Origin of the sequence: Deinococcus carri (genome assembly GCF_039545055.1) — a bacterium.
GTDB classification, from domain to species: Bacteria; Deinococcota; Deinococci; order Deinococcales; family Deinococcaceae; genus Deinococcus; species Deinococcus carri.
Map to the genome: position 1 here is coordinate 1 of NZ_BAABRP010000017.1, position 24,369 is coordinate 24,369.

General features: G+C 68.4%; 19 protein-coding genes. 8 read left to right on the top strand and 11 right to left on the bottom strand.

What is annotated here, in order from left to right:
* Positions 1-327 precede the first annotated feature (327 nt).
* A complete protein-coding gene (locus tag ABEA67_RS15725) occupies positions 328-1,683 on the bottom strand; it encodes an acyl-CoA dehydrogenase family protein (protein ID WP_345466977.1) in 1,356 nt (451 codons plus the stop codon).
* A gap of 159 nt (positions 1,684-1,842) precedes the next feature.
* Here ABEA67_RS15725 and ABEA67_RS15730 point away from each other — a divergent pair, with 159 nt between their 5' ends.
* Together ABEA67_RS15730 and ABEA67_RS15735 are read left to right on the top strand one after the other, a co-directional pair.
* Positions 1,843-3,120, top strand: coding sequence for a hypothetical protein (locus tag ABEA67_RS15730; RefSeq protein WP_345466980.1), 1,278 nt, complete (start codon positions 1,843-1,845; stop codon positions 3,118-3,120).
* Between the two features lie 35 nt (positions 3,121-3,155).
* Positions 3,156-3,662: a hypothetical protein gene (locus ABEA67_RS15735; protein WP_345466982.1), complete on the top strand. Its 507-nt coding sequence runs from the start codon at positions 3,156-3,158 to the stop codon at positions 3,660-3,662.
* A gap of 76 nt (positions 3,663-3,738) precedes the next feature.
* Here ABEA67_RS15735 and ABEA67_RS15740 read toward each other — a convergent pair whose 3' ends face one another.
* Together ABEA67_RS15740 and ABEA67_RS15745 are read right to left on the bottom strand one after the other, a co-directional pair.
* Positions 3,739-5,202, bottom strand: coding sequence for a class-III pyridoxal-phosphate-dependent aminotransferase (locus ABEA67_RS15740; RefSeq protein ID WP_345466984.1), 1,464 nt, complete (start codon positions 5,200-5,202; stop codon positions 3,739-3,741).
* Between the two features lie 42 nt (positions 5,203-5,244).
* Positions 5,245-5,862, bottom strand: a complete 618-nt coding sequence (locus tag ABEA67_RS15745; protein ID WP_345466986.1) for an NUDIX hydrolase — start codon at positions 5,860-5,862, stop codon at positions 5,245-5,247.
* A 24-nt stretch (positions 5,863-5,886) separates the two neighbouring features.
* Between ABEA67_RS15745 and ABEA67_RS15750 the strand changes: the two genes are divergently transcribed.
* From ABEA67_RS15750 to ABEA67_RS15775, 6 genes are all read left to right on the top strand, one after another.
* Positions 5,887-6,639, top strand: coding sequence for a fumarylacetoacetate hydrolase family protein (locus tag ABEA67_RS15750; RefSeq protein WP_345466988.1), 753 nt, complete (start codon positions 5,887-5,889; stop codon positions 6,637-6,639).
* Between the two features lie 58 nt (positions 6,640-6,697).
* Positions 6,698-8,023: a S41 family peptidase gene (locus ABEA67_RS15755; RefSeq protein ID WP_345466990.1), complete on the top strand. Its 1,326-nt coding sequence runs from the start codon at positions 6,698-6,700 to the stop codon at positions 8,021-8,023.
* Between the two features lie 170 nt (positions 8,024-8,193).
* On the top strand, positions 8,194-10,431 hold the full coding sequence (locus ABEA67_RS15760; RefSeq protein WP_345466992.1) for an ATP-dependent Clp protease ATP-binding subunit: 2,238 nt from the start codon (positions 8,194-8,196) through the stop codon (positions 10,429-10,431).
* Positions 10,432-10,561: 130 nt separating this feature from the next.
* Positions 10,562-10,837, top strand: a complete 276-nt coding sequence (locus ABEA67_RS15765) for a DUF2087 domain-containing protein (protein WP_345466994.1) — start codon at positions 10,562-10,564, stop codon at positions 10,835-10,837.
* Positions 10,838-10,928: 91 nt separating this feature from the next.
* Complete coding sequence (gene radA / locus ABEA67_RS15770; RefSeq protein WP_345466996.1) at positions 10,929-12,278, top strand: DNA repair protein RadA; 1,350 nt, start codon at positions 10,929-10,931, stop codon at positions 12,276-12,278.
* Positions 12,279-12,371: 93 nt separating this feature from the next.
* Positions 12,372-12,947, top strand: a complete 576-nt coding sequence (locus tag ABEA67_RS15775) for a WGxxGxxG-CTERM domain-containing protein (RefSeq protein ID WP_345466998.1) — start codon at positions 12,372-12,374, stop codon at positions 12,945-12,947.
* A 154-nt stretch (positions 12,948-13,101) separates the two neighbouring features.
* On the opposite strand, the gene clpB is transcribed toward ABEA67_RS15775, so the two are convergent.
* The 8 genes from clpB to glnA form a co-directional block, all read right to left on the bottom strand.
* A complete protein-coding gene (gene clpB, locus ABEA67_RS15780) occupies positions 13,102-15,660 on the bottom strand; it encodes an ATP-dependent chaperone ClpB (protein WP_345467000.1) in 2,559 nt (852 codons plus the stop codon).
* An 81-nt stretch (positions 15,661-15,741) separates the two neighbouring features.
* Entirely contained in the window at positions 15,742-16,719 is a 978-nt protein-coding gene (locus ABEA67_RS15785) for a lipocalin family protein (RefSeq protein WP_345467003.1), read from the bottom strand.
* 93 nt (positions 16,720-16,812) lie between these two features.
* Positions 16,813-17,631, bottom strand: coding sequence for an ABC transporter ATP-binding protein (locus ABEA67_RS15790; RefSeq protein WP_425557211.1), 819 nt, complete (start codon positions 17,629-17,631; stop codon positions 16,813-16,815).
* On the bottom strand, positions 17,624-18,430 hold the full coding sequence (locus ABEA67_RS15795; protein ID WP_345467005.1) for an ABC transporter ATP-binding protein: 807 nt from the start codon (positions 18,428-18,430) through the stop codon (positions 17,624-17,626). The genes ABEA67_RS15790 and ABEA67_RS15795 overlap by 8 nt, the downstream gene beginning before the upstream one ends.
* Positions 18,427-19,803 carry a branched-chain amino acid ABC transporter permease gene (locus ABEA67_RS15800; protein ID WP_345467006.1) on the bottom strand — a complete coding sequence of 459 codons (1,377 nt, stop codon included), beginning with the start codon at positions 19,801-19,803 and terminating at the stop codon, positions 18,427-18,429. Before ABEA67_RS15800 ends, ABEA67_RS15795 begins: the two co-directional genes overlap by 4 nt.
* Before the next feature lies 1 nt (position 19,804).
* Positions 19,805-20,794: a branched-chain amino acid ABC transporter permease gene (locus ABEA67_RS15805; protein ID WP_345467008.1), complete on the bottom strand. Its 990-nt coding sequence runs from the start codon at positions 20,792-20,794 to the stop codon at positions 19,805-19,807.
* A gap of 575 nt (positions 20,795-21,369) precedes the next feature.
* On the bottom strand, positions 21,370-22,518 hold the full coding sequence (locus ABEA67_RS15810) for a branched-chain amino acid ABC transporter substrate-binding protein (RefSeq protein ID WP_345467010.1): 1,149 nt from the start codon (positions 22,516-22,518) through the stop codon (positions 21,370-21,372).
* 233 nt (positions 22,519-22,751) lie between these two features.
* Positions 22,752-24,110 carry a type I glutamate--ammonia ligase gene (gene glnA, locus ABEA67_RS15815; protein WP_345467013.1) on the bottom strand — a complete coding sequence of 453 codons (1,359 nt, stop codon included), beginning with the start codon at positions 24,108-24,110 and terminating at the stop codon, positions 22,752-22,754.
* Between the last annotated feature and the right edge of the window lie 259 nt (positions 24,111-24,369).

Below are 24,369 nucleotides of genomic sequence, written 5' to 3' on the forward strand. Positions count from 1 at the left end.
GGGCGGTCCAGATGATGGCCTGGATGCTGGTGCCGCTGAGGGTGAGCCCGGTCAGGGCGGTGATGACCAGCCCGAGGGCCAGGATGGTCAGGGTGGTCACCAGGCCCATCACCAACCCGGCGAGAACGCCGCGCCAGCTCAGGCGGCGCGACAGCATATCCGTGTTCAGTGTCATAGTGTCTCCTTGCTGCGCCGTTTCCAAATAAGGCGTCCCGGCGCGGACCTGTTCCCCGTCGCAAGGGGTGAGAGGTTCCTCACTGCCCACCCTAAACGCCGTTGCCGTTCCCTGTGCTGCCCCGACGCTTAACCCCTCCCTCACAAAGTGGGTTACACGAAGGCGCTCAGGCCGGTGATCGCGCGGCCCACCACCAGCGTATTGATCTCGTTGGTGCCCTCATAGGAGTAGATTGCCTCCGTGTCCGCGAAGTGCTTGGCGACGAGATATTCCAGCAGGATGCCGTTCCCGCCGAAGGTCTCGCGGGCCAGCGCCACCGTCTCGCGGCAGCGCGCCGCCGTGACCACCTTGGCGAGCGCGGCGTGTTCGTCGCGCATCAGGCCCGCGTCGGCCATCTCGGAGAGGCGCAGCACCAGCGCGAGCGCGCCCGTCACGTTGCCCAGCATGTGAACGAGGTGGTTCTGGATCAGCTGGAAGCTCCCGATGGGCTTGCCGAACTGCTCGCGGGTCTGCGCGTACTTCAGCGCCAGCTCGTAGGCCCCTAGCGCGCAGCCCACGCCCTGCCACGCCACCCCCGCCCGAGTGAGCCGCAGCACCTCGGCGGTCGTGCGCCAGCCCTGCACCTCCTGAAGACGGTCGGACTCGGGCACCCGGCAGTCCTCCAGCGTGATGTGGCCGTTTTCCACCATCCGCAGCGCGATCTTGCCCGCGATCTTCTGCACGCGGTAACCCGGCGTCCCCGCCCGCACGATGAAGCCGCGTACCTCCCCCGTGTCCACGTCGCGCGCCCAGATCACCGTGAAGTCGCTGAAGGTGGAGTTGCCGATCCACTTCTTCTCGCCGTTCAGGACCCAGGTGTCGCCGTCGCGCCGGCAGGTGGTCCGCATTCCCTGGCTGACCTGCGAGCCGCCCTCCGGTTCGGTCAGGCCAAAGGCCCCGATGGCCTCCAGATCGAGCATCTTCGGCAGCCACTCGGCCTTCTGCTCGGCGCTGCCGCCCAGCGCGATGGAGGCGAACGCGAGGCCGGTGTGGACCCCGAAGAACACGGCGGTCGAGACGTCCACCCGGCAGGCTTCCAGCGTGATTAGGCCCTCCATCAGCGTGGCGTCGGGCTTGCGGGTGCCGTCCTCGTTCCAGACCCGGCGCGGGAGGCCCAGGCGGCGCAGTTCGGGGAGCAGGTGCCGGGGGAACTCGTCGCGGCTCCAGTACTCGTTCATGATGGGCGCGACCTGCGTCTCCATGAAGCCGCGCACCGCCAGGCGGACCTCCTGCTGCTCCGGGGTCAGGTCATCCAGTTGCCCGTAAAAGTCGCCGTCCGCTTCGGGGAGCGCCCGCGGAGGCCGTGTCCCCCGCTCCAGCAACCGCGAGAGCTGTTTCAGTTGCCCGTCACTCAGGCGCGAGGCCGCCCCCAGCAGCGCGGGCAGGTCCACCTTCTGGCTCAGGTTTCCTAGCGCCTCCAGGTCAAGCCCGGCCAGCAGTTCCAGTGGATTTTGCGAAGAGGTGGTCATGCCCCGTTGTACTCGGTTCAGCTATCCCCGACTGCAACACCTGTCCCACCTGCCGTTCACGCAATGTTCAGGCTTGAGGTTCCGTCTCAGATCCTTTGGGAGGCCTGGCGCGGGCAGATGCGGGAACGCCGGGGCGGGGGCTGACGTACTGTGAGGGGTATGCCAACCTCTGGAAGTTCGGCTCCTGAAGGCCAGACCCCCGGCGGCTCGACCCCGGGGGTCTGGGCGCGGCTGCGGGCCTCACTGCGTGGCGAGCGCGACGCCGAAACCCTCTATGCCTACCGGCGGGCCGGGGCGCAGGTTCACCCCCTGCTCGACGCCGCCGAACGTCGCCGCTTCGACCTGACCCTCAGCGGCCAGAGTCCCTTTGCCGTGAAGCGGCACGTGGGGCTGGAGCTGGCGTGTGCCTGGAACGCCTTTGCCCTGCAAACCCTGGGCGACAAGATGCTGGAGGCCGACGAGGCCGCCGACCCCGCAACCGTGGGGTTCGTGCCGCCCGTGACCTTCGATCAGGTGCAGGGCTACTACACCGGCGTCCAGCGCTGGCTGGGCTACGCGAGCCAGGCGGCCCACGACCCGACCTTCGACCTGCCCCCCGGCACGCTGCCCGCCCGCCTGCCCGACTGGTCGCCCGTCGAACCCTGCCCCCGCCCGCACCTCGACGCGATGATCGCCGCGCTCGACGCCATGCGCCTGCACGCCGAGGCCGCGATGCACGCGCTGGAAAAGGCCACCCCGGAAGCCGACGCGGCCCGCCTCGCCCGCCTGCGCGGGCAGTTTGCCGAGGCGCTGTCGCAGGCGAGCTACGTGGTGGGAATGTATACCCCCCAGGCCTCGCCCGCGCTGCACGAGCAGATCGAGGAGCAGGCCAAGCGCGCCATCGAGGGACTGTACCGGGTCGGCCAGCTGATCAGCTATCCCGCGCTGCTGACCGAGCCGGGCCGCACGTCCGGGCAGTCCGGCCAGAAGTCGGCGCAGCCCGGCCCCCTCGCCCGGACCCCGCTGCCCGGTGAACCCGGATTCGACCCCTGGGTCATGACCGACCCCAACAACGTCGGCACCCTGCGCCGCAACCACGACGCCCAGCGCGTGATCGCGGAGATGTGGGCGCTCGACCCGAACCCGGCCGCCAGCCTGGCCCTCTGGGACGACATCCGCCGCGCCCTGCAAACGGGCGGGGCCGTTCCCGCGCGGCATCCCGGCGGCCAGTTTGTGGGCTTCTACTTCTGCACGCCCTACTGCGCCATCTACGAGGCCCGGCGGCCCCTGGTGATTGGGGACACCCCGGTCCCCAGGGGAAAACGCTTCACGCTGGAATGCGCCGCCGAGGGCGTCCGCATCGGCTACCCCTTCAAGCGCGAGGTCGTGGTGGGCGATTTCCGCTCCGCCACCATCGACTACTGCGACCCCGACCAGCCCCCGCCGCACGACGAGTAGGCCCGCCCACCAGCCCGGCGCACTAGCATGGCGGGGTGAACCCCAGGCCCACCCGCCCCCTGCCCACGCGGCCCGCCGGGTACGTGGAACTCGCGCGCTACAGCAGCCTGGGCCGCTTCTGGGCCTACCTGGGCGGGGCCGAACGTGCCGGACGCGCGGTCACGCTGGTGCGGGGTGACGCCCCCGAGCTATGCCGCCGCCGCGTGGGCGGCTACGCCCTGCCCGGCGCGGCCCTGCTGCTCGACACGGCCCGCGTGCTGCAATCCCTGGAGGACGGCTTCGAGACGCACCCTGCCCTCCTCGCCCTGCTGGGCGGCGACCCCGGCCCCCTGCGCGCCGAACTGAACGCCCACTTCGAGCTGAGGCTCGACTTCGTGCTGGCCTTCACCGCCGCCCGCGACCTGATCGCGCGCCCCGAGTTCAAATACGTCCCCCTGGTGCGCGGCCTGAGCGACCTGCCCGCCACGCTGCCCCTCCCCGCCCGCCGCCTGGGGCGCGACGAGGTGCATCTGCTGGTGCAGCGGGGGTGTGGGTTGGCGTAGGGGAGGCGGTGCGCGGTACGCAGTGCGCAGGAAATGAGCTTTTACCGCGTACCGCGCACTGCGTACCGCTGCCCCCTCACCCGTCGCTCTCCGTCCGCTTCTTCGGTTTGCTCGCCGCGAACTTCGCCAGCCGGGCGGTCATGACGGGCGGCGTGTTGGTGAGCAGGGAACGTGAGATGGGGTTGCGCTCCGCGAAGGTGTCCACCCGGTCGAACATCCGGCCGAACAGGTCCTCGGGCATGTCGAGGGCGGGGGTGAGGCGCACCGTGCGCTTGGAGCTGAGGCTGAGGTTCGCCATCACGCCCGCCTCGTGCAGTTCGCGCAGGGCGAGGATCGCGGTCGCCTCGAAGACGAGTTCCTTGAGCACGCCGGGGAGGGGCACGCCGACCATCGGTTTGAACTGCATGGCGAGCAGCATTCCCTGGCCGCGCACGTTCTCCAGCAGCCGGGGATAACGCCGCTGCACGGCCCGCAGGCGCTCCAGCCCTGCCGCGCCGAGACGGGCGCTGCGGGCGGGCAGGTCCTGTTCCACCAGGTATTCCAGCGACTTGAGGCCCACCGCCATCGCCAGCGAGTTGCCGCCGAAGGTGTTGGAGTGCCGCTTGGAGCTGAGGCCGCCCAGCATCTTCTTGTAGATGGCGTGGCGCACGATGGTCGCGCCCACCGCCGTCATCCCGCCGCCCAGCGGCTTGGCGAGCGTGATGATGTCGGCATCCAGCCCCTGCGCCGCCGACTCGAACCAGTGCCCGGTGCGGCCCAGGCCGGTCTGGATCTCGTCCGCGATGCAGACGATGCCGTGGCGGCGGCACAACTCGCCCACGCCGCGCAGAAAGCCGGGCGGGGGAATGTTCACGCCGCCCTCGCCCTGGATCGGCTCGACCACCACCGCCACCACGTTGTCCGGCCCCAGTCGCCGCACCAGCCGCGCCAGCGCCTCCAGGTCCCCGTAAGGGCTGGTGACCGCGCCCGGCACCAGTGGCCGGAAGATGTCCTGATACTCGGGATTCGGCGTGAGGCTGAGGCTGCCCAGCGTCTTGCCGTGGTAGCCGCTGGAAAAGGAGATGTAGAACTTCGCGCGGGACCGCCACGCCTTGGCGAACTTCAGCGCGCCCTCGATGGCCTCGGTGCCGCTGGAGCAGAAGAAGACCTGCGAGTCGGCGTGCGAGGGCAGTTCACGCGCCAGCAGGTGCACCAGATTGGTCTGGAGGGCCGCCCGCCACGCGGAACTCGACTGCTGCGGCAGCCCCATCGCCCGGTTCTTTTCCAGGTACTCGGCCAGAAAGCGGGTGATGGCAGGCGGCATGTCCCCGAACGGCACCGCCGCGTAGCCGGAAGCGTTGATGCGTACCACGCCCTGCTCGTCTTCCAGTTCCCAGGGGGTCACGCGGGAAAACGGCCCGGCCAGCCCCAGCAGGTCGAGGCCGTACAGCAACTCCTCGTTGCCGTAGCGCATGTCGAGCGTCCTGACCTCAGCGGCGCTGAGCCGTTCGTCCAGCACGTCCTGAGCACGGATGAAACCTGCGGGAAGGGAAGGGGTCACGCGGGGCAGTGTAGCGGCCCAGTCTGAGGGGCGTCCTGCCCTTCAGTCCACGTCCACGCCCAGTTCTGGCCGCTGGCTCAGCTCCACCATCCGCCGCACCTGCTCCGGCAAGTTGCGCCCCAGGCTCAGCGGCGGGAGGGCCTCGGGGGAGAACCAGCCGCTTTCCAGCGTCTCGGTGTTGCCGGGGTGGGCGCGGTCCTCGACCAGTTCGCAGGCCACGAAGGCCTTGTAGACGGCCCAGAGGTCCGGCGGGTGCGGGTGCTTGTCCTTGTCGAGCAGCGCCAGCAGGCGGGTCGCGCGCACCTGCCGCCCCGTCTCCTCGCGGACCTCGCGCACGGCCACCTCGCGGGGGCTGTCGCCGGGGTCGGCCCAGCCGCCGGGCAGGCTCCAGCGCCCGTCCACGCGCTCGCGGGTCAGCAGGACCTCCCCCCGCGCGTTCAGCACGACCGCCCGCACGTCCACCTTCGGCGTCAGGTAGCCGCGTTCGGCCCTCAGATGCTCATGCACCTCGTTCGCCGCCTGCCCCGTCTCCCCGGCCAGCAGTTCGGCGGTCAGGACCAGCAGCCGCTCATAGCGTTCGCGGTCGTAGGGGTCGCGGGTGTAGGTCAGGCCCGCCTGGGCGATTGCTTGGAGTTCGCGGAGCTGGGTGAGGCTGGGCATGGCGTGAGCGTATATCCTCCTCCCATGCGTCTGGTCAGGATTCGGCAGGGAGAGGCGGCCCGGTGGGGCCAGGTCGAGGGGGAGACGGTTCACCTCACGCGCGGCATGACGGGCGAGCGGACGGGCGAGACGGTGCCCCTGGAGGGCGTCACGCTGCTCGCGCCCGCCGAACCGACCAAGATTGTCTGCGTGGGCCGCAATTACCTCGACCACATCCGCGAACTGGGCAACGACACGGGCGACTTGCCCGCCGAACCCGGCATCTTCCTGAAGGGACCGAACGCGCTGGCTGAACCGGGAGGCACGGTCGAGTACCCGGCCTGGACCCAGAACTTCCACTACGAGGGCGAACTCGCGCTCGTCATCGGCCAGCGGGCACGCGACCTGAAGCCCGACACGGCCCTCGCTGCCGTCCTGGGCTACACCTGCGGCCTCGACCTGACTGCCCGCGACCTCCAGAAGACGGACCTCCAGTGGTTCCGCGCCAAGGCCGCCGACCGCTTCTGTCCGCTGGGGCCGTGGCTGGAAACCGACCTCGACCCCACCGACCTGCGCGTCGTGACCCGCGTGAACGGCGAGACGCGCCAGGACGGGCGCACCAGCCACATGATCTTCGACGTGGTGCAGATTCTGACCTACGTCACCCGTTTTGTCACCCTGGAACCCGGCGACGTGGTACTCACCGGCACGCCCGAGGGCGTCGGCGCGCTGAACCGGGGCGACACGGTCGAGGTGGAGGTGGAGGGCATCGGCACGCTGGTCACACCCATTGTCTAGCGGCCCATTGGCTAGCAGGGCCACGGTTCCCGCTCCGGCCCGCGCGCTAGCCTGAGGCGTGCCCACAACCCGACGCGCCCTGGCTCTCGCGCTGCTCGCCACCCTCTCTGCGGGGGCGAGTCCGGCCACCGACCTGTTCGACGCCGCCACCCGCGCCGTGCAGAGCGAGTATTACGGGTGGTCCACCGTGGACCGCGTGCAACTCGCCAGCCGGTACGCGGCGGTGCTGGCCCAGACGTGTGCGCCGCAGGGGGACGCCTGCGACTACGCTACGGGCCGCACGGTGCTGGGCGACATGCTGCGCGAACTGGGCGACGACCACACCAATGTCCGCGACGCGGAGGGGGCCGAGCGGCTGGCGGAAATCAGCCAGAACCGCGCCGTGAACCGCACGGGCGTGCGTGTGGCGCGGGTGGTGGGCGGCCTGCTGGTGGTGTCGGTGCTGGCGGGCAGCCCGGCCGAGCAGATGGGCCTGCACCGCTTCGACCTGTTCACAAGCGTGAACGGTGAGGCCGCCGGCAAGGACGGGGCGGGCCAGAACCTCCCCCTCGGGCCGAACGAGTTCATCCGGCTGGAGCGGGCGGGAACGCCCCTGCGCGTGACCCTGCGCCAGCCGGGCCAGCCGGAGCGCGAGGTCACGCTGCCCACCGCCCGTCTCCAGGCCCGCGACGAGCCGACGCTGGGCTGGGCCGGGCCGGGCGGCAAGACTGCCGTGATCGATTTCCCCTCCTTCCTGCCGGAGAACAGCGCGGCCCTGTTCCTGAAACGGGTGGCCGAGGCGCGGGAGGCCGGGGCGGGGGCGCTGATCGTGGACCTGCGCTACAACGGCGGGGGCAGCCTGAACCAGTGCGTTGCCGCCGCCAGCGCCTTTGCCCCGGTGCTGTACAAGACGCGCTGGCAGGGCGGCAGCTACGCTTACGGCGGCCTGCGCGGCGAGGAGGTGCTGCCGCTGCTCGCCCGCGCGGCGTCGCCCGACTGGGCCTTGTGGCGGGGGCCGCTGGCCGTGCTGGTGGGGCCGAATACCGCGTCCTGCGCCGAGGTCTTCAGCTACTACGCGCACCGGGCCGGGGCCACCCTGGTCGGCGAGAAGACGCGCGGCGTGGGCAACAGCGGCGTGATTTTCGAGGGGCTGCCCGACGGCGGCGTGCTGTCCGTGACCGTGCTGCGCGCCTACACCGACGCGGATGAACCGCTGCCCGCCGCGCTCACGCCCGACGTGGCCGCGCCCACCGACATCACCGCCCTGACGGCGGAGGGCCGTGACACCACCTTGCAGGCGGCGCTGTCGGCGCTGGGTGCCCCCTCCCACCTGCCCCAAAAGGGGACCGGACAGACAGACTCGGGTGGGGCCTCCGGCGCTAGCCTGGGAGCCGGGAGAAGGTGAGCTTGACGGCGCAGCACACGTGAACCCGGCCATACACTAGACTCCATGCACCATCCGCTTTCCGACGTGCCCCGGCGCTGTGCCGACGGCCCCAGGCCCTGCCCGAAGCACCTCAGCCCGCCCCACTCCTGCTCGCCCCGCCCCAGCCCGCTCGACACAGGGGGTAGCCCATGAACAGATACGACGACCGCGCCCGCCTCGTGTTCCACTACGCCCGCGAGGAAGGCAACCGCCTGGGCCACGCGATGGTGGGTCCCGAACACCTGCTGCTCGGCCTGATGCGCGAGGGCGGCACCGCCGCGACCATCCTCTCCGAATTCGGCGCTTCGCTCGACGGCCTGCGCCGCCGCGTCGAGGAAATCATCGGCCGGGGCGAGGGCAACCGCCTCAACGACGCCCCCTCGATCACCCCGCGCGCCCGCCGCGTGATGGAACTCGCCTCCACCGAGGCGCGGCAGCTCGGCGCGCAGGTGACCTCCACCGAGCACATCCTGCTGGGCATTATCCGCGAGGGCGACGGCGTGGCCTTCCGCATCCTCCAGGAACTCACCAAGGACGTGGACACCATCCGCTGGCGCGTGCTGGCGCAGGGGGACGGCACCACCGGCAAGGCCGCCAAGCCCGTCGCCACGCCCTTCCTCGACGAGTACGGCCGCGACCTGACCAAGCAGGCCCGCGAGGGCAAGCTCGACCCGGTGATCGGCCGCAGCGAGGAAATCCGCCGCGTCACCCAGATTCTCACGCGGCGCACCAAGAACAACCCCGTGCTGATCGGGGACCCCGGCGTGGGCAAGACCGCCATCGTGGAGGGGCTGGCCCTCGCCATCCATGAGAAGCGCACGCCGCCCAACCTGCACGGCGTCCGCCTGGTCAGCCTGGACCTCTCGGGCGTGGTCGCCGGGACCAAGTACCGCGGCGAGTTCGAGGAACGCCTGCGCCAGATCATCGAGGAACTGCGCAACGCCAAGGTGATGGCCTTTATCGACGAGCTGCACACCCTGGTCGGGGCGGGCGGCGCGGAGGGCACGCTGGACGCCGCGAACATCCTCAAGCCGGCGCTGTCGCGCGGCGAGATTCAGGTGATCGGCGCGACCACCACCGGCGAGTACCACCGCTACATCGAGAAGGACGCGGCCCTGGAACGCCGCTTCCAGCCGGTGATCGTGCTGGAACCCAGCCCCGCCGAGACGCTCCAGATTCTGCGCGGCCTGCGCCCCCGCTACGAGGAACACCACGGCGTGCAGATTCCCGATCAGGCCCTGGAACTGGCGGTGCGTATCGGTGAGCGCTCCCTGCCGGGCCGCAACTTCCCCGACAAGGCGATCGACCTGATCGACGAGGCCGCCAGCCGCGTGCGCCTGAACATGAGCGTGGGTCTGCCCGTCGCGGAAACCGAGGATGGCGAGCCGATGGTCACGCGCGACGACATCGAGAGCGTCATCAACTCGATGGGCGGCATCTACTCCGAGGAGTCGGCGGCGCAGCTCGGCGACCTGGAAGAGCAGCTCACCGATCAGGTGTACGGCCAGCCCGACGCCATCCGCGCCCTTTCCAGTGCCCTGCGCCGCGCCCGCGTGGGCCTGGGCGGCCGCACCCGTGTCGCCGCGAGCTTCCTGTTCGTTGGCCCCAGCGGCGTGGGCAAGACGCACCTCGCCAAGGCGCTGGCCCGGACGCTGTTCGGCTCGGAGCGCTCACTCATCCGCGTGGACATGAGCGAGTTTCAGGAATCGCACTCCATCTCCAAGCTGATCGGGTCGCCTCCCGGCTACGTGGGCTTCGAGCAGGGCGGCCGCCTGACCGAGGCGGTGCGCCGCCAGCCCTTCAGCGTCATCCTGCTCGACGAGATTGAAAAGGCGCACCCCGACGTCTACAACACCTTCCTTCAGGTGCTCGACGACGGCCGCCTGACCGACGGGCTGGGCCGCACGGTGGACTTCCGCCGGACCATCATCATCATGACCAGCAACACGGGCTTCAACGTGAACCCCACGGTGGGCTTCAGCCCGGTCACGCAGGACAGCAACACGCCGTTGCGGCACATCTTCACGCCCGAGTTCCTCGACCGCCTCGACGACGTGATTCGCTTCCGTCCGCTGGGTGAGGACGAACTGGTCCGCGTGGCCCAGCAACTGATGGGCGAGATGCGCGAGGAACTCGCCAGCCGCGAGCTGAACGTCACCTTCGACCCGGCCATCGCCGCCTGGCTGGTGGGCAAGCTCAAGGCCCGCAGTCCCAAGCACGCGGTCGGCTCCTCCCGCCAGCTTCGCACCCTGGTCCGCGAGGAAATCGAGGACCCGCTGGCGCTGGAACTGATCGGCAGCGCGGGTGAGGAACTGCGCGTGGTGCTGGGTCAGGACGGGATTCAGTTCGAGCGCGGGACGACCGCGCCGCCGCAGATTCTGGCCTGACGGCCGCGGATGGCGGAAGGCTGAAAGCAGAAGGCTCAAAGGAAGGCGGAGGCTCCAGCAGGGGCTTCCGCCTTTTGCCCTCTGCCTTGGGCACTTTGCCTTCCGCGCGCAGCCGCTAGGATGCGTCTCTATGACCAAGAGCATCGCCGCTTTTCAGGACGAACATGGCCGCATCACCGGCTGGCCTTCCGACCGCCGCCGCGCCCACCAGCTCGCCATTCTCGACCACCTCACGGGCCTGTTCGAGCCGGGCCGCCGCTACGACGAGGCCGAGGTGCTGGCGCTGCTGCGCGACCACAGCACGCTCGAAGACCCGGCCCTCCTCCTGACCGAGCTGCTCGACGGCGACTACCTCGCCACGCGGGACGGGATGTACTGGCGGGCCGACAGCCGCCCCAACGGGTAGGCCCAGAAGGGCAACCCTGACTCTTGCGGCTGGCGGCTGGAAGCTGACCGCTGGCCGCCCCTTCACGCCCTCCCTTGCGAGAGGAGACACTGTGGCTAAAGTCAGCACCAAATACGTCTGTACCTCCTGCGGCTACCAGTCGGCCAAGCCGCTGGGCCGCTGCCCCAACTGCCAGGCCTGGAACTCCTTCGAGGAGGAGGTGCCCACGGTGGCGAGCGGCAAGGCGCGCGGGGGCCTGGGGGGCGGCTACGGCGGCGTGATCGGGGGTCGCCTCACGCCCCTCTCGACCGTCGGGCGGCGCGAGGAACCCCGGATGCCCACCGGCATTCCTGAACTCGACCGTGTGCTGGGTGGCGGCCTGGTTGCGGGCGGCGTGACCCTGATCGGCGGCGAACCCGGCATCGGCAAGAGCACGCTGCTGCTTCAGGTGGCCGACCGGTTGGCGCGGGGCGGCGGGACGGTGCTGTACGTGGCGGGCGAGGAGTCGCTGGAGCAGATTCGCCTGCGCGCCGACCGCCTGGGCGTGACCGCCGAGATTCAGCTCACCCGCGACACCCGCGCCGAACACGTGGCCGCCCTGATGGCCGAACACAAACCCGCCCTGTGTATCGTGGACTCCATCCAGACCGTGACCGTGGAGGGCGACGGCACGCCCGGCGGCGTGGCCCAGGTGCGCGAGGGCACCGCCCTGCTCACCCGCGCCGCCAAGGAAACCGGGACGGCGACGGTCCTCGTCGGGCACGTGACCAAGGAGGGCACCGTCGCCGGGCCGAAGGTGATGGAGCACATTGTGGACACCACCGTCTTTCTGGAGACGGTCGGGGCCTTTCGCCTCCTGCGCTCGGTCAAGAACCGCTTCGGTCAGGCCGGGGAACTGGGCGTGTTCGAGATGCGCGGCGAGGGGCTGGTGGCCGTCGAGAACCCCAGCGCCGCCTTCCTGGCCGAGCGGCCCGTCGGCGTGCCGGGCAGCGTGGTCGCCGCAACCATCGACGGCCAGCGCCCCATGCTGCTGGAGGTGCAGGCGCTGGCAAGCAAGACGCCCTATCCCAACGCCCGGCGCGTGGTGGTGGGCCTGGACCCCCGGCGCGTGGACGTGGTGCTGGCCGTGCTGGAACGCCGCCTGGACCTCACGCTGGGCGGGCTGGACGTGTACGTGAACCTGGCGGGCGGCCTGAAGGTCCCCGACCCCGGCCTCGACCTCCCGGTCGCGCTGGCCGTGTATTCCGCCGTGGTGGGCCGGGCGCTGCCGGGCAACGTCGCCGTCTTTGGGGAAGTGGGCCTGGCGGGCGAGGTCCGCTCGACCCAGGGGGCGCTGCGCCGCGCGGAGGAAGCCGGACGCGCGGGCTACCGCAACCTGATCGTCCCTCCCGGCCTGGACGGGCGCGAGGGCGTGCGCAGCGTCGAGGAAGCCGTAGGACTGGTGTGGCAGCCTACCGCCTGAAGAGGCGGCTCCATATTCATAGAGGTTTGGTCAAGGAAAAATCTCACCTCTGAGATGTGCCGTCCGGGATTCTGGTTCACACTGACGTCAGTTATGAATAAGACGCTGAAGATGCTGACCCTGACGGCCCTGCTGACCCTGCCCATGACTGCCCTGGCCCAGACCGGGACCGATACGACCGGTACCGATACGACGGGCACGAGCACGACCGGAACCACTGGGACTGACACCAGCGGAATGGGGACCACCGATACCACCGGAACGACGGGCACCGACACCACGGGTACGGACCTTACCGGAACCGGCACGACGGACACCACGGGAACCGACACGACCGGGACGGACACCACGGGGACGACGGGGACTGACACGACCGGAACCGGCACGACCGACACCACGGGGACCGATACCACCGGCACGGACACGACCGGTACGGGGACCACCGATACTACCGGAACGACGGACACCACGGGAACCGGCACGACCGATACCACCGGGACTGCTGGCACCACCAGCACGACGGACACGACCACGACCACCACCACGAACAACAACCGTGGCTTCGACTGGGGCTGGCTGGGCCTTGCCGGTCTGATTGGTCTGGCCGGTCTGTCGGGCAACCGCCGCTACGTGGATACCCGCACCACCACGACCACCACCCGCCGCTGAACGTACCAAGAAGAGCCGCTGCCCTTAATTCGGGCGGCGGCTCTTTCTTCTGGCAGGAGGCATGGTGGGGGAAGTGTTCACCCCACGCTGCCCCATGAACAAAGCCGCTGCCCGTTGCTGAGCAGCGGCTTCTCTGTTCCTGATACCTAACGCCTCAGTGCAGCACGCCTGTCTCGAACCGGAACCCGTTCCCGTCGTAATCCACGGTCAGCGAGCTGCCTTCCGGCACGTGGCCTTGCAGGATTTCGCGGGCCAGCGGCGTCTCGATCTCGCGGGCGATGGCGCGCTTGAGGGGGCGGGCACCGAAGGCGGGGTCGTAGCCGATCTGGGCGAGCTTGTCCTTGGCGGCGTCGGTCAGGTGCAGCGTGACGCGGCGGTCGGCCAGGCGGCGGCGCAAGCCACCGAGCTGAATGTCCACGATGCGGTGCAGGTCGCCAGGCGTCAGCGCGTCGAACACGATGATGTCGTCGATGCGGTTCAGGAACTCGGGGCGGAAGTGTCCTTGCAGCACGGCCAGCACCTGCTCGCGGATGCTCTCGGGGCTGTCGCCACGGGCTTGCGCCTCCAGAATCAGGGGCGACCCGATGTTGCTGGTCATGATGATCAGCGTGTTGCGGAAGTCCACCGTGCGGCCCTGCCCGTCGGTCAGGCGGCCATCGTCCAGCACCTGAAGCAGCACGTTGAACACGTCGGGGTTCGCCTTTTCAATCTCGTCGAGCAGAATCACCGTGTAGGGGCGGCGGCGCACGGCCTCGGTCAGCTGGCCGCCTTCCTCGTAGCCCACGTAGCCGGGAGGGGCACCGATCAGGCGCGAGACGCTGTGCTTCTCCATGTACTCGCTCATGTCGATGCGGACCATCGCGTCGGGCGAGTCGAAGAGGAACTCGGCCAGGGCTTTGGCCAGCTCGGTCTTGCCGACGCCCGTGGGTCCCAGGAACATGAACGAACCCAGGGGCCGGTTGGGGTCGTTCAGGCCAGCGCGTGCCCGGCGAATGGTGTCCGCCACGCTCACGATGGCGCGGTCCTGCCCGATCACGCGGTTGTGAAGCTGTTCTTCGAGTTGCAGCAGCTTCTCGCGCTCGCCCTCCATCAGCTTGTTGACCGGAATGCCCGTCCAGCGGCTCACGACGGCGGCGATGTCCTCGTCGGTCACTTCCATGTGGGCGAACTCGGCCCCCTTGAGCTTGCGCTCCAGGTCCTGCACGTCCTTTTCGAGCTGGGGCAGGGTGCCGTATTCGAGCTGCGCCGCCCGGCCCAGGTCGTACTCGCGCCGCGCCTTTTCGATGTCGGTCCGCACCTGGTCCAGCGCGTCACGCTTCTCGCGCAGGGCCTGGACCTCCTGCCGCTCGGCTTCCCAGCGGCTGCGCACCTCGGTCAGCTCGTCCGTCAGGGCCTTGAGCTGGTCCTCGATGTCCAGCAGGCGGTTTTGCGAGTCCACGTCCTTTTCCTTGCGCAGGGCCTCGCGCTCAATCTCCAGTTGCAGCTTGCGGCGTTCGAGCTGGTCGATGCGTTCGGGGCTGGATTCCAGCGCCATGCGCAGCCGGGCCGCCGACTCGTCGATCAGGTCGATCGCCTTGTCAGGAAGCTGGCGGTCGGTAATGTAGCGGTTGGAAAGCTGCGCGGCGGCCACCAGGGCGGGGTCGGTGAGGTTGACGTTGTGGTGCGCCTGGTACTTCTCCTTGATGCCGCGCAGGATGGAGATGGTGTCCTCCACGCTCGGCTCGTCCACGAACACGGGCTGGAACCGGCGCTCCAGCGCGGGGTCTTTCTCGATCTCGCGGTACTCGTCCAGGGTGGTCGCGCCGATCAGGTGCAGCTCGCCACGGGCCAGCGCGGGCTTGAGCATGTTGCCCGCGTCGGGGCTGCCCTCGGTCTTGCCCGCCCCCACGATGGTGTGCAGCTCGTCCACGAAGAGGATGATCTCGCCCGCGGACTGCACCACCTCGTCGATCACGCCCTTGAGGCGTTCCTCGAACTCGCCGCGGAACTTGGCCCCGGCGAGCAGGCTGCCCATCTCCAGCGAGACGATGCGCTTGTTGCGCAGGCCCTCGGGCACGTCGCCCTTCACGATGCGGATAGCGAGGCCCTCCGCGATGGCCGTCTTGCCGACGCCGGGTTCACCGATCAGCACGGGGTTGTTCTTGGTGCGGCGCAGCAGAATCTGCATCACGCGGCGGATTTCCTCGTCGCGGCCGATCACCGGGTCGAACTTGCCGTCGCGGGCGCGCTGGGTCAGGTCGGTGCCGTACTTTTCCAGGGCGTCAAATTGTTGTTCGGCAGTCTTGCTGGTCACGGTTTTTCCTTTCCTGGCAGTTGCCACGGCCTCGCGCAGGGCGGCCTCGGCGGGCAGGCCGGGCGCGCGGCTCTCGGCCCGCAGCGCCAGCAGCAGCGTGTCGGCGGCAATGAAGCTGTCGCCCAGGGCCTGGGCTTCCTTCTCCGCGCCTTGCAGCGCGCGGGCCAGGGCCGGGTCGAGGTAAAGCTGTTCGCCGCCCCCCTGCACGCGCGGGAGTTTGGCAATCTCGGCGTCGAGCGCCTGGCGGATGGCGTTCAGGTCGCCCCCGGCAGTGGTCAGCGCGCGGGCGGCGGTGTCGTTGTCGAGCAGCGCACGCAGGACATGCGCCACGGTCAGGGTCTGTTGCTGATTGGATTGTGCGAGTTGCTGCGCGCTGGCCAGGGCCTGCGTCGCCGCCTCGGTGAAGCGTTCGGGGTTCAAGATGTCCTCCTCAAGTGTCACAATTGTAAAACTTGAGTGCAGTCATGTCAACTTTATTGAGGCTTCACTTTGGCGTGAAGGTCACTGTGGTTTCGCCGGGGGCTGGAGCAGGCCACCCACCACCTCCAACATGCCCTGTCCTGTCTCAGGCTGGCCGCCCCAGGTGCCCATGACCCGGATGGGGCCTTCCCAGTAGGCGATGTTCGTGGTGCGGCTCAGGAGTTCCTGCTCATCCCGCACAGCTTCCGCCGTCAGGTCGAACTCGTCGGCGCGCAGGTGCCAGGACAGGGTGTAGGTCCGGCCGCCCGCGCTCTGCCAGGTGCGGCCCGGCTCCACCGTCAGGTTGGTGGCAGGTCGGGCGTTCCCCCGCGCGTCCACGATGCTGCCCACGGTCTGTACCACCCGGCCGTCCGGGGTCCGCACGCGGTACACCATCAGGTCATCGCCGCCCCGGAGCTGCACGCTGAACCAGTCCCACAGCGCCGCCCGGCCCGGAATCTGGTTGCCCCACTGGTGATCCAGCCAGGCCTGCCCCTGCACGCTGCGGCCCGCCACCTGGCCGGACAGGGCCAGCCGGGTCACGCCCTGGTAGTACAGCAGACCCGTTTCGGCGCTGCCGCTGTAGCCGGGCGGGTGCAGCACCGGCCCCTTGAGCGGGTGCAGGGTCAGGTCGAGTGGCCCCGCGTTCAGCCGGAAGTCCGTGCCCTGCTGCTCCAGCCGCCAGTTCCCCTGGCCCAGCTTCAGCGGCGGGAAGGCTGCCTGCCCCAGCCCCGGCGACTGCTCCAGAAACGTCACCTGGCCGGTGCGCAGGTCGGTCAGCGCCAGGTGCGAGATCATCACGGGTACCGGCACATTCGCCGCCCGCACCTGGAACTGCGCCCAGTGAAAGGCCAGCCCCTCTTCCGGCAGAAAGCCGCTCACGTACCACCATTCCATCGGAAAGGCGTGGGGGCCATAGTCGGTGGCGGCGGGCAGGCGGGCGGGGTCCACCGCCGTCTGGAGGGTGGGCACGCAGGCGCTCAGCAGCAGTGTGGCGGCGACCAGCAAGGCTCGTGGCATGGCTGACCATACCGGATGCACGCCGCGCGAGCACATCAAATGGCCAGGCCGCCTCCACGTGGGAAGCGGCCCCAGCCTGCATAGAGGAGAGGGTTACTCGTCGCCCAGGTACGCCTTGCGCACGCTCTCGTCGCGGGCGATGTCGGCGGCGGGGCCGCTGAGCTTGATCTCGCCGGTTTGCAGCACGTAGGCGCGGTCGGCGATTGCCAGGGCCATGCTGGCGTTCTGCTCCACCAGCAGGATAGTGGTGCCGCGCTCGCGGTTGAGCCGCTCCACGATGTCGAAGATCGCCTCGACGAACAGGGGCGACAGGCCCATGCTGGGTTCGTCCAGCAGCAGCAGCCGGGGATCGACCATCAGGGCGCGGGCAATCGCCAGCATCTGCTGCTCGCCGCCCGACATGGTGCCGCCGAGCTGCGTCTCGCGCTCCTTGAGGCGGGGAAACAGCGCAAAGGCCTCCTGAATGCGTTCCTCGATCACGCGGCGATTGGTGACGGTATACGCCCCCACCTCCAGGTTCTCGCGCACGGTGAGCTGCGGAAAGATGCGGCGGCCCTCCGGCACGTGGCTCATGCCGCGCGGCATGATGGTGTAGGACGGCAGCCCAGTCACGTTCTGGCCGTCATAGACCACCGTGCCCGTGCGCGGCTTCATCATGCCGCTGATGGTCCGCAAGGTGGTGGTCTTGCCCGCCCCGTTGCCGCCGATCAGGGCCACAATCTCGCCCGTGTTGACGGTCATGTTCAGGCCCTTGAGGGCGTGGATGTGGCCGTAGTAGGTGTGGATATCCTTCAGTTCCAGCAGGGAAGCGCCCACCTTGCGGAGAATACCTTCCTGCACCGCCTGCGCCCCGCCCCCCGGCACGGCGCTCGCCACGATGGTTGTGCTTTCCGGAACCTGCCCCTCAGCCATGGTGCCTTGCCTCCTTGCCGTACTCGCCCGCCGCCGCGCCGCGCCCCAGGTAGGCTTCCATCACCTGTGGGTCGTTGCGGACCTGATGGGGAAGGCCCTCGCTGAGCTTGCTGCCGTAGTTCAGCACCGTGATGTTTTCCGACAGGGTCATCACCAGGCGCATGTCGTGTTCGATCAGGACCACCGTCACGCCCAAGTCGTCGCGGATGCGCCGGATCAGGGCCTTGAGGTCCTCGGTTTCGCGCGGGTTCATCCCGGCGGCGGGTTCGTCCAGCAGGATCAGCTTGGGCGTGGTCGCCAGGGCGCGGGCAATCTCCAGCTTGCGCTGATCGCCGTAGGGGAGGTTGGTGGAGAGTTCGTCGCGCCACCGGCTCAGGCCCACGAAGTCCAGCAGCACCTCTGCCGTCTCGTGCGCGTTGTCCTCGTCGCGCCGGAAGGTGCCGTTGCGCAGCACCGCGTCCCAGAAGCCGGTCTTCAGGCGGGTGCCGCGCCCCAGCATGATGTTCTCCTCGGCGGTCATGCTGGGAAACAGGCGGATGTTCTGAAAGGTGCGCGCGATGCCGGCGCTGACCACCTGATCGGGCCTCAGCCCCACCAGGCTCTGCCCGGCCAGCGTGATATTGCCCTGATCGGGGGCATAGATGCCGGTAATCAGATTGAAGAAGGTCGTCTTGCCCGCCCCGTTCGGCCCGATCACGCTGATGATGCTGCGCTCGGGCACCTGAAAGGTCACGTCGTTCACGGCGGTCAGGCCGCCAAAGGTCTTGGTGAGGTGCTGCACGTCGAGAAGGGCGCTCATCGTTCACTTCCTGTCCGGTCGTTTTCCTTGATGGTACTCAGGCCCGGCGAGTACACCTCGCTCCCGGTGTCGCCCTCCAGCGCGTTCTGCTCTGCGATGCTGTCGGGGGCGGGTTCGTCCGCGTGCATCTCGGCCTTGCGCCGGGCACTGGGCAGCAGCCCTTCAGGGCGGTAGAGCATCATCAGCACCAGCACCAGCCCGAAGATCAGGCGCTGGTACTTGCTGGGGTCGAGGTTCTGGTTCAGGTTGGGGAAGCTCTGCTGGAGGACCTCCGAGAGGGTGGGCAGCACCATCAGGTTCAGCAGCGTGACCACCACCGCGCCCAGGAACACCCCGGCGATGTTGCCCATGCCGCCCAGAATCACCATGCTCAGCACGCCGATCGACTGGAAGTAGTCGAAGCTCTTGGGGTCGATGAAGTTCTGCTTGGCCGCGAACAGCACCCCCATCGCCCCGGCAAAGCTCGCGCCGGTCGCAAAGGCCAGCAGCTTGGTTCGCAGCAGCGGCACACCCATCGCCTGCGCCGCGATCTCGTCCTCGCGGATGGCGATCCAGGCCCGCCCGATCTTGGAGCGGTCGAGGCGGTAGTTCACCAGAATCACGATGGCGATCACGACCAGCACCAGCAGGTACAGGAAAAACAGGCGGTACTGGTCTTCCGAAAAGCCCAGGTTGCGGGCCAGCGCGTTCAGCCAGGGCACCGGAGCGCTCTGGATGGCGTCGATGCCCTGCGGCCCGTTGGTCACGCCCAGGTTGTTGGCGAAGATGCGCACCACCTCGCCCAGGCCCAGCGTCACGATGGCGAGGTAGTCCCCTTTGAGCTTCAGCACTGGCAGGCCGATCAGCACGCCCACTAGCGCCGCTGCCAGCACCGCCAGCGGAATAAAGAGCCAGAACAGGTGCGGGTTGACGCCACCAGCAAAAGCGGCGTTGCCCGTGACGGTCCCGAACTGTGGACTGCCGAAGACTCCCCACAGGTACGCTCCCACCGCGAAAAAGGCGATATACCCCAGGTCCAGCAGTCCTGCCAGCCCCACCACGATGTTGAGGCCCAGCGCGAGCGCCGCGAAGATCAGCATCTGGATGACCAGATCGAAATAGGACGTGTTGTCACGGCCCATGAAGGGCAGCACGAAGCCGATGCCGGCGGCGAAGACCAGTGTCTTGGCCCAGCCCGCCGCGCGCCACTGGTAGGCGAACAGCAGGGACAGCAAAAAGGCCCCGAACAGCACCGGTTGCAGCAGCCGGGCCGGACCGTCGGCCACCTGGCCGCGCAGGAAGATCAGCAGCAGCGCCGTGACAGCGGTGTAGGCCAGCAGCGGCAGGGTGCGGTCGCCCGCCTGGCCGCGTGGAGATGCAGAAAGGCTGGTCATGTTACACCTTCTCCGTGGTGGCCCGGCCCAGCAGGCCCGCGGGCTTGAGGAACAGAATCAGGATCAGGGCCAGGAAGGCACCGATGTCCTTGTACTCGGCCTTGATGGCCCCCAGCCAGCTCAGGCCGGGAATCGCGCTGAAGAGGCTGATCACGCCCAGCAGCGTCTCCAGCCACCCCAGCACCAGCCCGCCCACCACCGCGCCGGGAATGCTGCCGATGCCGCCCAGCACCGCCGCCGTAAAGGCCTTGAGACCCGGCACCGTGCCGCTGTAGGCGTTGAGCGCCTGGTACTTCATGGCGAACATCACGCCGCCCAGTCCGCCCAGCGCCCCGCCGATCAGAAAGGTCAGGCTGATGATGCGGTTGGCGTCGATGCCCATCAGCCCCGAGGTCTGGCGGTCGTGGGCGACGGCGCGAATTGCGCGGCCCAGCCGGGTGTGGTTCACCAGCAGGTTCAGGCCGACCAGCATCAGCGCCGCCACCACGATCAGGATGATGTCCTTGACCTGGAGGTTGAGGTTGCTGACATTCACGCCCAGCACCGACGTGATGGGGTTGGCAAAGCCCTGCGGCAGCGGCACGCTCAGGTCGAACTGCCCGCGCAGGCCCACCAGGAAGCGCAGCAGGTCCTGCAAGACCAGCGACACGCCGATGGCCGTGATCAGCGGCACCAGGCGCTGTGCGCCGCGCAAGGGCCGGTAGGCCAGGCGCTCGATCAGCACGTTCAGCAGCCCCGAGACTGCCATCGCCGCCAGCCCCGCGAGCAGCAGCTTCAGGTACCCGTTCATGGCGGCCCCCTGAAGCCCGGAGAACACCAGATAGGCGACGATGCCCCCGGTGATAAACACCTCACTGTGGGCAAAATTGATAAGTTGCAGCACGCCGTACACCAGCGTATAGCCCAGCGCGACGATGGCGTACAGCACGCCAAGACTCAGGCCACCCACCAGCACCTGAAGCAGAATGTTACCGACCGTCTGAAAATCCATGCATCACCTGACTGCCTTGCCTGAGAACGCTGCTCTGAACTGTGGCCTGTCCGGAAAGGAGCCGCCTGTGCCCCCCACCACCGCGCCGCGCATCAACTTGCCGGGGGCAGCCAGAAGCGGGCCGGACAGGCCTGACCGGGGGAGCGGGAGGACCGCCCGTCCGTTTTGCTGAAAGGTGGTCTTGATGATACCGCCCAGACCGCGCCTGCTGCTGTGCGTGGGGGCCAGGGAAAGGCCCGGGGCGATGTGCTTCATACTCCTCCGAGGTCGTGCGCGCTGCGCCCTTTGGAATGCCCGATTGTAGGGAGAGCTAAAGATCAAGTCAATGGGCGGCTCATCCGGACCACAGCCATCCCGTTGTGCCCTTTTGTTCTTCTGACAAACCGAATTGCCGGGAGAAGACATTGCTCCAGCATTCTGTTGCGTCTGGGGCTGTGGCCCGGAGAGACACCTGTTTTCCGGATGGGGTAAGGAAAACCGTGCGAAGGGGGGAAGAGATCCTCCCTCTCGCACGGTGGGTCCTGCTTCCTGGCTGGCCGGTTGCTGGTGTTTGCGGGGCCAGCCGGGCCGCCGGGTTACTTGCGCGTGACGCTGACGGTGCCCGCGGTGCTGCGCTTACCGTCCTTGACGGCGATCACGTACATCTTGGCCGCCATGCGGTCGCCGTTCTTGTCGAACTTGACCGGGCCGGTCAGCAGGTTGTAGCTGCCGTTGCGAACAGACGTCTCGACCTGGGTGCGGGAGGGGACCTTGTTCCCGTTGGCCTTGGCGGCGTTCAGGATGCCCAGCAGCACCACGCGGGCGGCGTCATAGCTCATCACGCCGTAGCCCTGGATGTTGCTGCCGAAGGTCTTCTGGTAGTTGCCGGCCAGCAGCTTGGCGGCAGGCACGGCGTCCACGGGCGGCGCAACGGTGGTGAAGTAGATGTTGGTGGCCCCGGTCCCGGCCAGCTTCACCAGGTCGTCACTGTCGTAGCCGTCGCCGCCGATGACGGGGGTCTGGATGCCCTTGTCGCGGAGCTGCTTGACGAAGGGACCGACCTGGCCGTACAGACCACCGAAGTAGATGGCGTCGGGCTTGAGGGCCTGGATCTTGGTGATGATGGCGGTGAAGTCGCGCTCCTCGGCGGCCACACCCTCGCTCTGCACGATGGTGGCCCCGTTGTCCTTCATCTCCTTCTCGGCCTGGTCGGACAGCCCCTGCCCGTAGGGGGTCTTGTCGTTCAGCACGTACACGCGCTTGGCCTTGAGCGTGTTGGTCACGAAGTTCCCGCCCGCCGGTCCCTGGGCGTCGTCGCGGGCGCACACGCGGTTCATGTTCTTCAGGCCGCGGTCGGTGACCTTTTCGTTGGTGTTGGACGGGCTGACCATCACCACGTGGCTGGGCGCGAGCACCGCGCTGGCGGGAATCGCCACACCGCTGTTCAGGGTGCCCACCACGCCTAGGATGGAGCGGTCCGCGGCGACGCGGCGGGCGGCGGCGGTCCCGGTGGCCGGGTCGGCCTGGTCGTCGTAGGCGACGAGCTGGAGGGTCATGCCCAGCTTGGCGAACTCGTCCTTCATCTCGTTGATGGCGAGCTGGGTGCCGTTCTTGATCTGGAGGCCCAGGTTGCTGCTGCTACCCGACAGCGGGCTGATGGTGGCGACCTTGACGACGGTGGCGGCGTGGGCACTGCCCAGCGCGAGAGCGGCCAAGACGGAAAGGCTCAGGGCGGTTTTCTTCATGCGTCCTCCGGGAAAACTCTTGCGCTTCACGCGCCTGTGTTGAGATGCGCCTGATTCTAGGCACGTCTTAAAGGGAAGTCAATGTGCCGCTCATGAGGCCTTTTGCAATGTCATGCGCTTTTCTTGTCTTTTCGGGGGTCCGGATTGCTGACGCCAAGCTGAAGAGAGCAACATTTCTCCGTCCCTTTCCCATCACACTTGGCTCACGGCTCCCTGCTGATGCTTCCGGCGGGTCAGATCAGGTCCAGTGCGCGTTCCAGTTCCCAGGGGTGAACCGTGGTGCTGTAGTCGCGCCACTCGGCCCGCTTGGCGGCCACGAAATGCTCCATCACATGTTCGCCCAGTGCGCCCGCCACCACCGGGTCCTTTTCCAGTTCGTCCACGGCCTCGCGCAGGTCGGCGGGCAGTTCGCGGATGCGGTGGTGGCGCTTCTCGCGCACGGTCATGCGGAAGATGTTGCGGGCGATGGCGGGCGGCGGCTCCATCTTCTGCGCCAGCCCGTCCAGTCCGGCGGCCAGCAGCACGGCCAGCGCCAGGTAGGGGTTGCAACTGGGGTCGGGCATCCGCACCTCGGCGCGGGTGGAGTGGCCGCGCTTGGCGGGAATGCGAATCAGGGCGGTGCGGTTGCTGGTGCTCCAGGCCACGTTGACCGGGGCCTCGTAGCCCGGCACCAGCCGCTTGTAGCTGTTTACCAGCGGATTGGTGATGGCCGTCATGCCGCCCGCATGTTCCAGCACCCCCGCGATAAAGTGCCGCGCCGTGTCCGAGAGGCCGTGTTCGCCCCCCGGGTCGGCAAAGGCGTTCTGCCCCTCCCGAAAGAGGCTGAGGTGGCAGTGCATCCCCGAGCCGTTCACCCCCGCAATGGGCTTGGGCAGGAAGCTCGCCAGCAGGCCGTGTTCCAGCGCCACCCGCTTGACCACGAACTTGAAGGTGGCGATGCGGTCGGCGGTTTCCAGCGCGGGCGCGTAGCGGAAGTCTATCTCGTGCTGTCCGGGCGCGACCTCGTGGTGGGCGGCCTCGATCTCGAAGCCCATCTGCACCAGCCGCTGCGTGATCTCGCGGCGGATGCGCTCGCCCTTGTCGATGGGGGCCAGGTCGAAGTACCCGGCGCGGTCGTGGGTGACGGTGCTGCCCACCCCCGCCGGCGTGCGCTCGAACAGGAAGAACTCAGGTTCGGTGCCGACAAACATCTCGAAGCCCAGTGCGCGGGCACGTTCCACCTGCCGCTTCAGCACGAAACGGGGGTCGCCCTCGAAGGGCGTGCCGTCCGGCAGCGTCACGTCGCAGATCAGCCGGGCAATGCGGCCACTGGCGGCGTCCTCGGGCGAGAAGGGCGGATAGATCAGGAAGGTGGAGAGGTCGGGCGAGAGCAGCATGTCGCTCTCCTCGACGCGGGTGAAGCCCTCCACGGCGCTGCCGTCGAAGGTCACGTCACCGCGCAGCGCCTTCTCGAACTGCGAGCGCGGCACCTCGACGTTCTTGGTGGTGCCTAGGATGTCGGTGAATTGCAGGCGCAGGAAGGCCACGTTCTCGGCGTCGAGGGTGGCGAGCAGAGCCTCGGGGGTGGGTGTGGGGTTAGGGTTGAGGGTCATGAAAGGGGAGCCTCCGTGGTCCATTGACCGTAACGGGCGTGGGGGGAGCGGTGCAAGCCTGGGGGGAGGGGGACGCAGGCTGTTCCCGAAAGTATAGCTGCCCGGCTAAAAAACTTAGAACAAATTGCAAAATCCGGAAGAAAATCTCGCCGGTCTGTGAATTATCTGTGCAACTTGTCCTCTCTGCATTGACCACCCCGCGACGTTGCGCCTATACTCGCGGCGTTCGCAGGGTGCGCCCGTCGGTGGCCCCTGTGCT

Excerpts from the sequence above, each read along its gene's own strand:
- ABEA67_RS15725 (WP_345466977.1), bottom strand. The coding sequence starts at position 1,683 with ATGACCACCTCTTCGCAAAATCCACTGGAACTGCTGGCCGGGCTTGAC.
- ABEA67_RS15730 (WP_345466980.1), top strand. The coding sequence starts at position 1,843 with ATGCCAACCTCTGGAAGTTCGGCTCCTGAAGGCCAGACCCCCGGCGGC.
- ABEA67_RS15745 (WP_345466986.1), bottom strand. The coding sequence starts at position 5,862 with ATGCCCAGCCTCACCCAGCTCCGCGAACTCCAAGCAATCGCCCAGGCG.
- ABEA67_RS15750 (WP_345466988.1), top strand. The coding sequence starts at position 5,887 with ATGCGTCTGGTCAGGATTCGGCAGGGAGAGGCGGCCCGGTGGGGCCAG.
- ABEA67_RS15760 (WP_345466992.1), top strand. The coding sequence starts at position 8,194 with ATGAACAGATACGACGACCGCGCCCGCCTCGTGTTCCACTACGCCCGC.
- ABEA67_RS15765 (WP_345466994.1), top strand. The coding sequence starts at position 10,562 with ATGACCAAGAGCATCGCCGCTTTTCAGGACGAACATGGCCGCATCACC.
- ABEA67_RS15775 (WP_345466998.1), top strand. The coding sequence starts at position 12,372 with ATGAATAAGACGCTGAAGATGCTGACCCTGACGGCCCTGCTGACCCTG.
- ABEA67_RS15785 (WP_345467003.1), bottom strand. The coding sequence starts at position 16,719 with ATGCCACGAGCCTTGCTGGTCGCCGCCACACTGCTGCTGAGCGCCTGC.
- ABEA67_RS15790 (WP_425557211.1), bottom strand. The coding sequence starts at position 17,631 with ATGGCTGAGGGGCAGGTTCCGGAAAGCACAACCATCGTGGCGAGCGCC.
- ABEA67_RS15795 (WP_345467005.1), bottom strand. The coding sequence starts at position 18,430 with ATGAGCGCCCTTCTCGACGTGCAGCACCTCACCAAGACCTTTGGCGGC.
- ABEA67_RS15800 (WP_345467006.1), bottom strand. The coding sequence starts at position 19,803 with ATGACCAGCCTTTCTGCATCTCCACGCGGCCAGGCGGGCGACCGCACC.
- ABEA67_RS15805 (WP_345467008.1), bottom strand. The coding sequence starts at position 20,794 with ATGGATTTTCAGACGGTCGGTAACATTCTGCTTCAGGTGCTGGTGGGT.
- ABEA67_RS15810 (WP_345467010.1), bottom strand. The coding sequence starts at position 22,518 with ATGAAGAAAACCGCCCTGAGCCTTTCCGTCTTGGCCGCTCTCGCGCTG.
- glnA (WP_345467013.1), bottom strand. The coding sequence starts at position 24,110 with ATGACCCTCAACCCTAACCCCACACCCACCCCCGAGGCTCTGCTCGCC.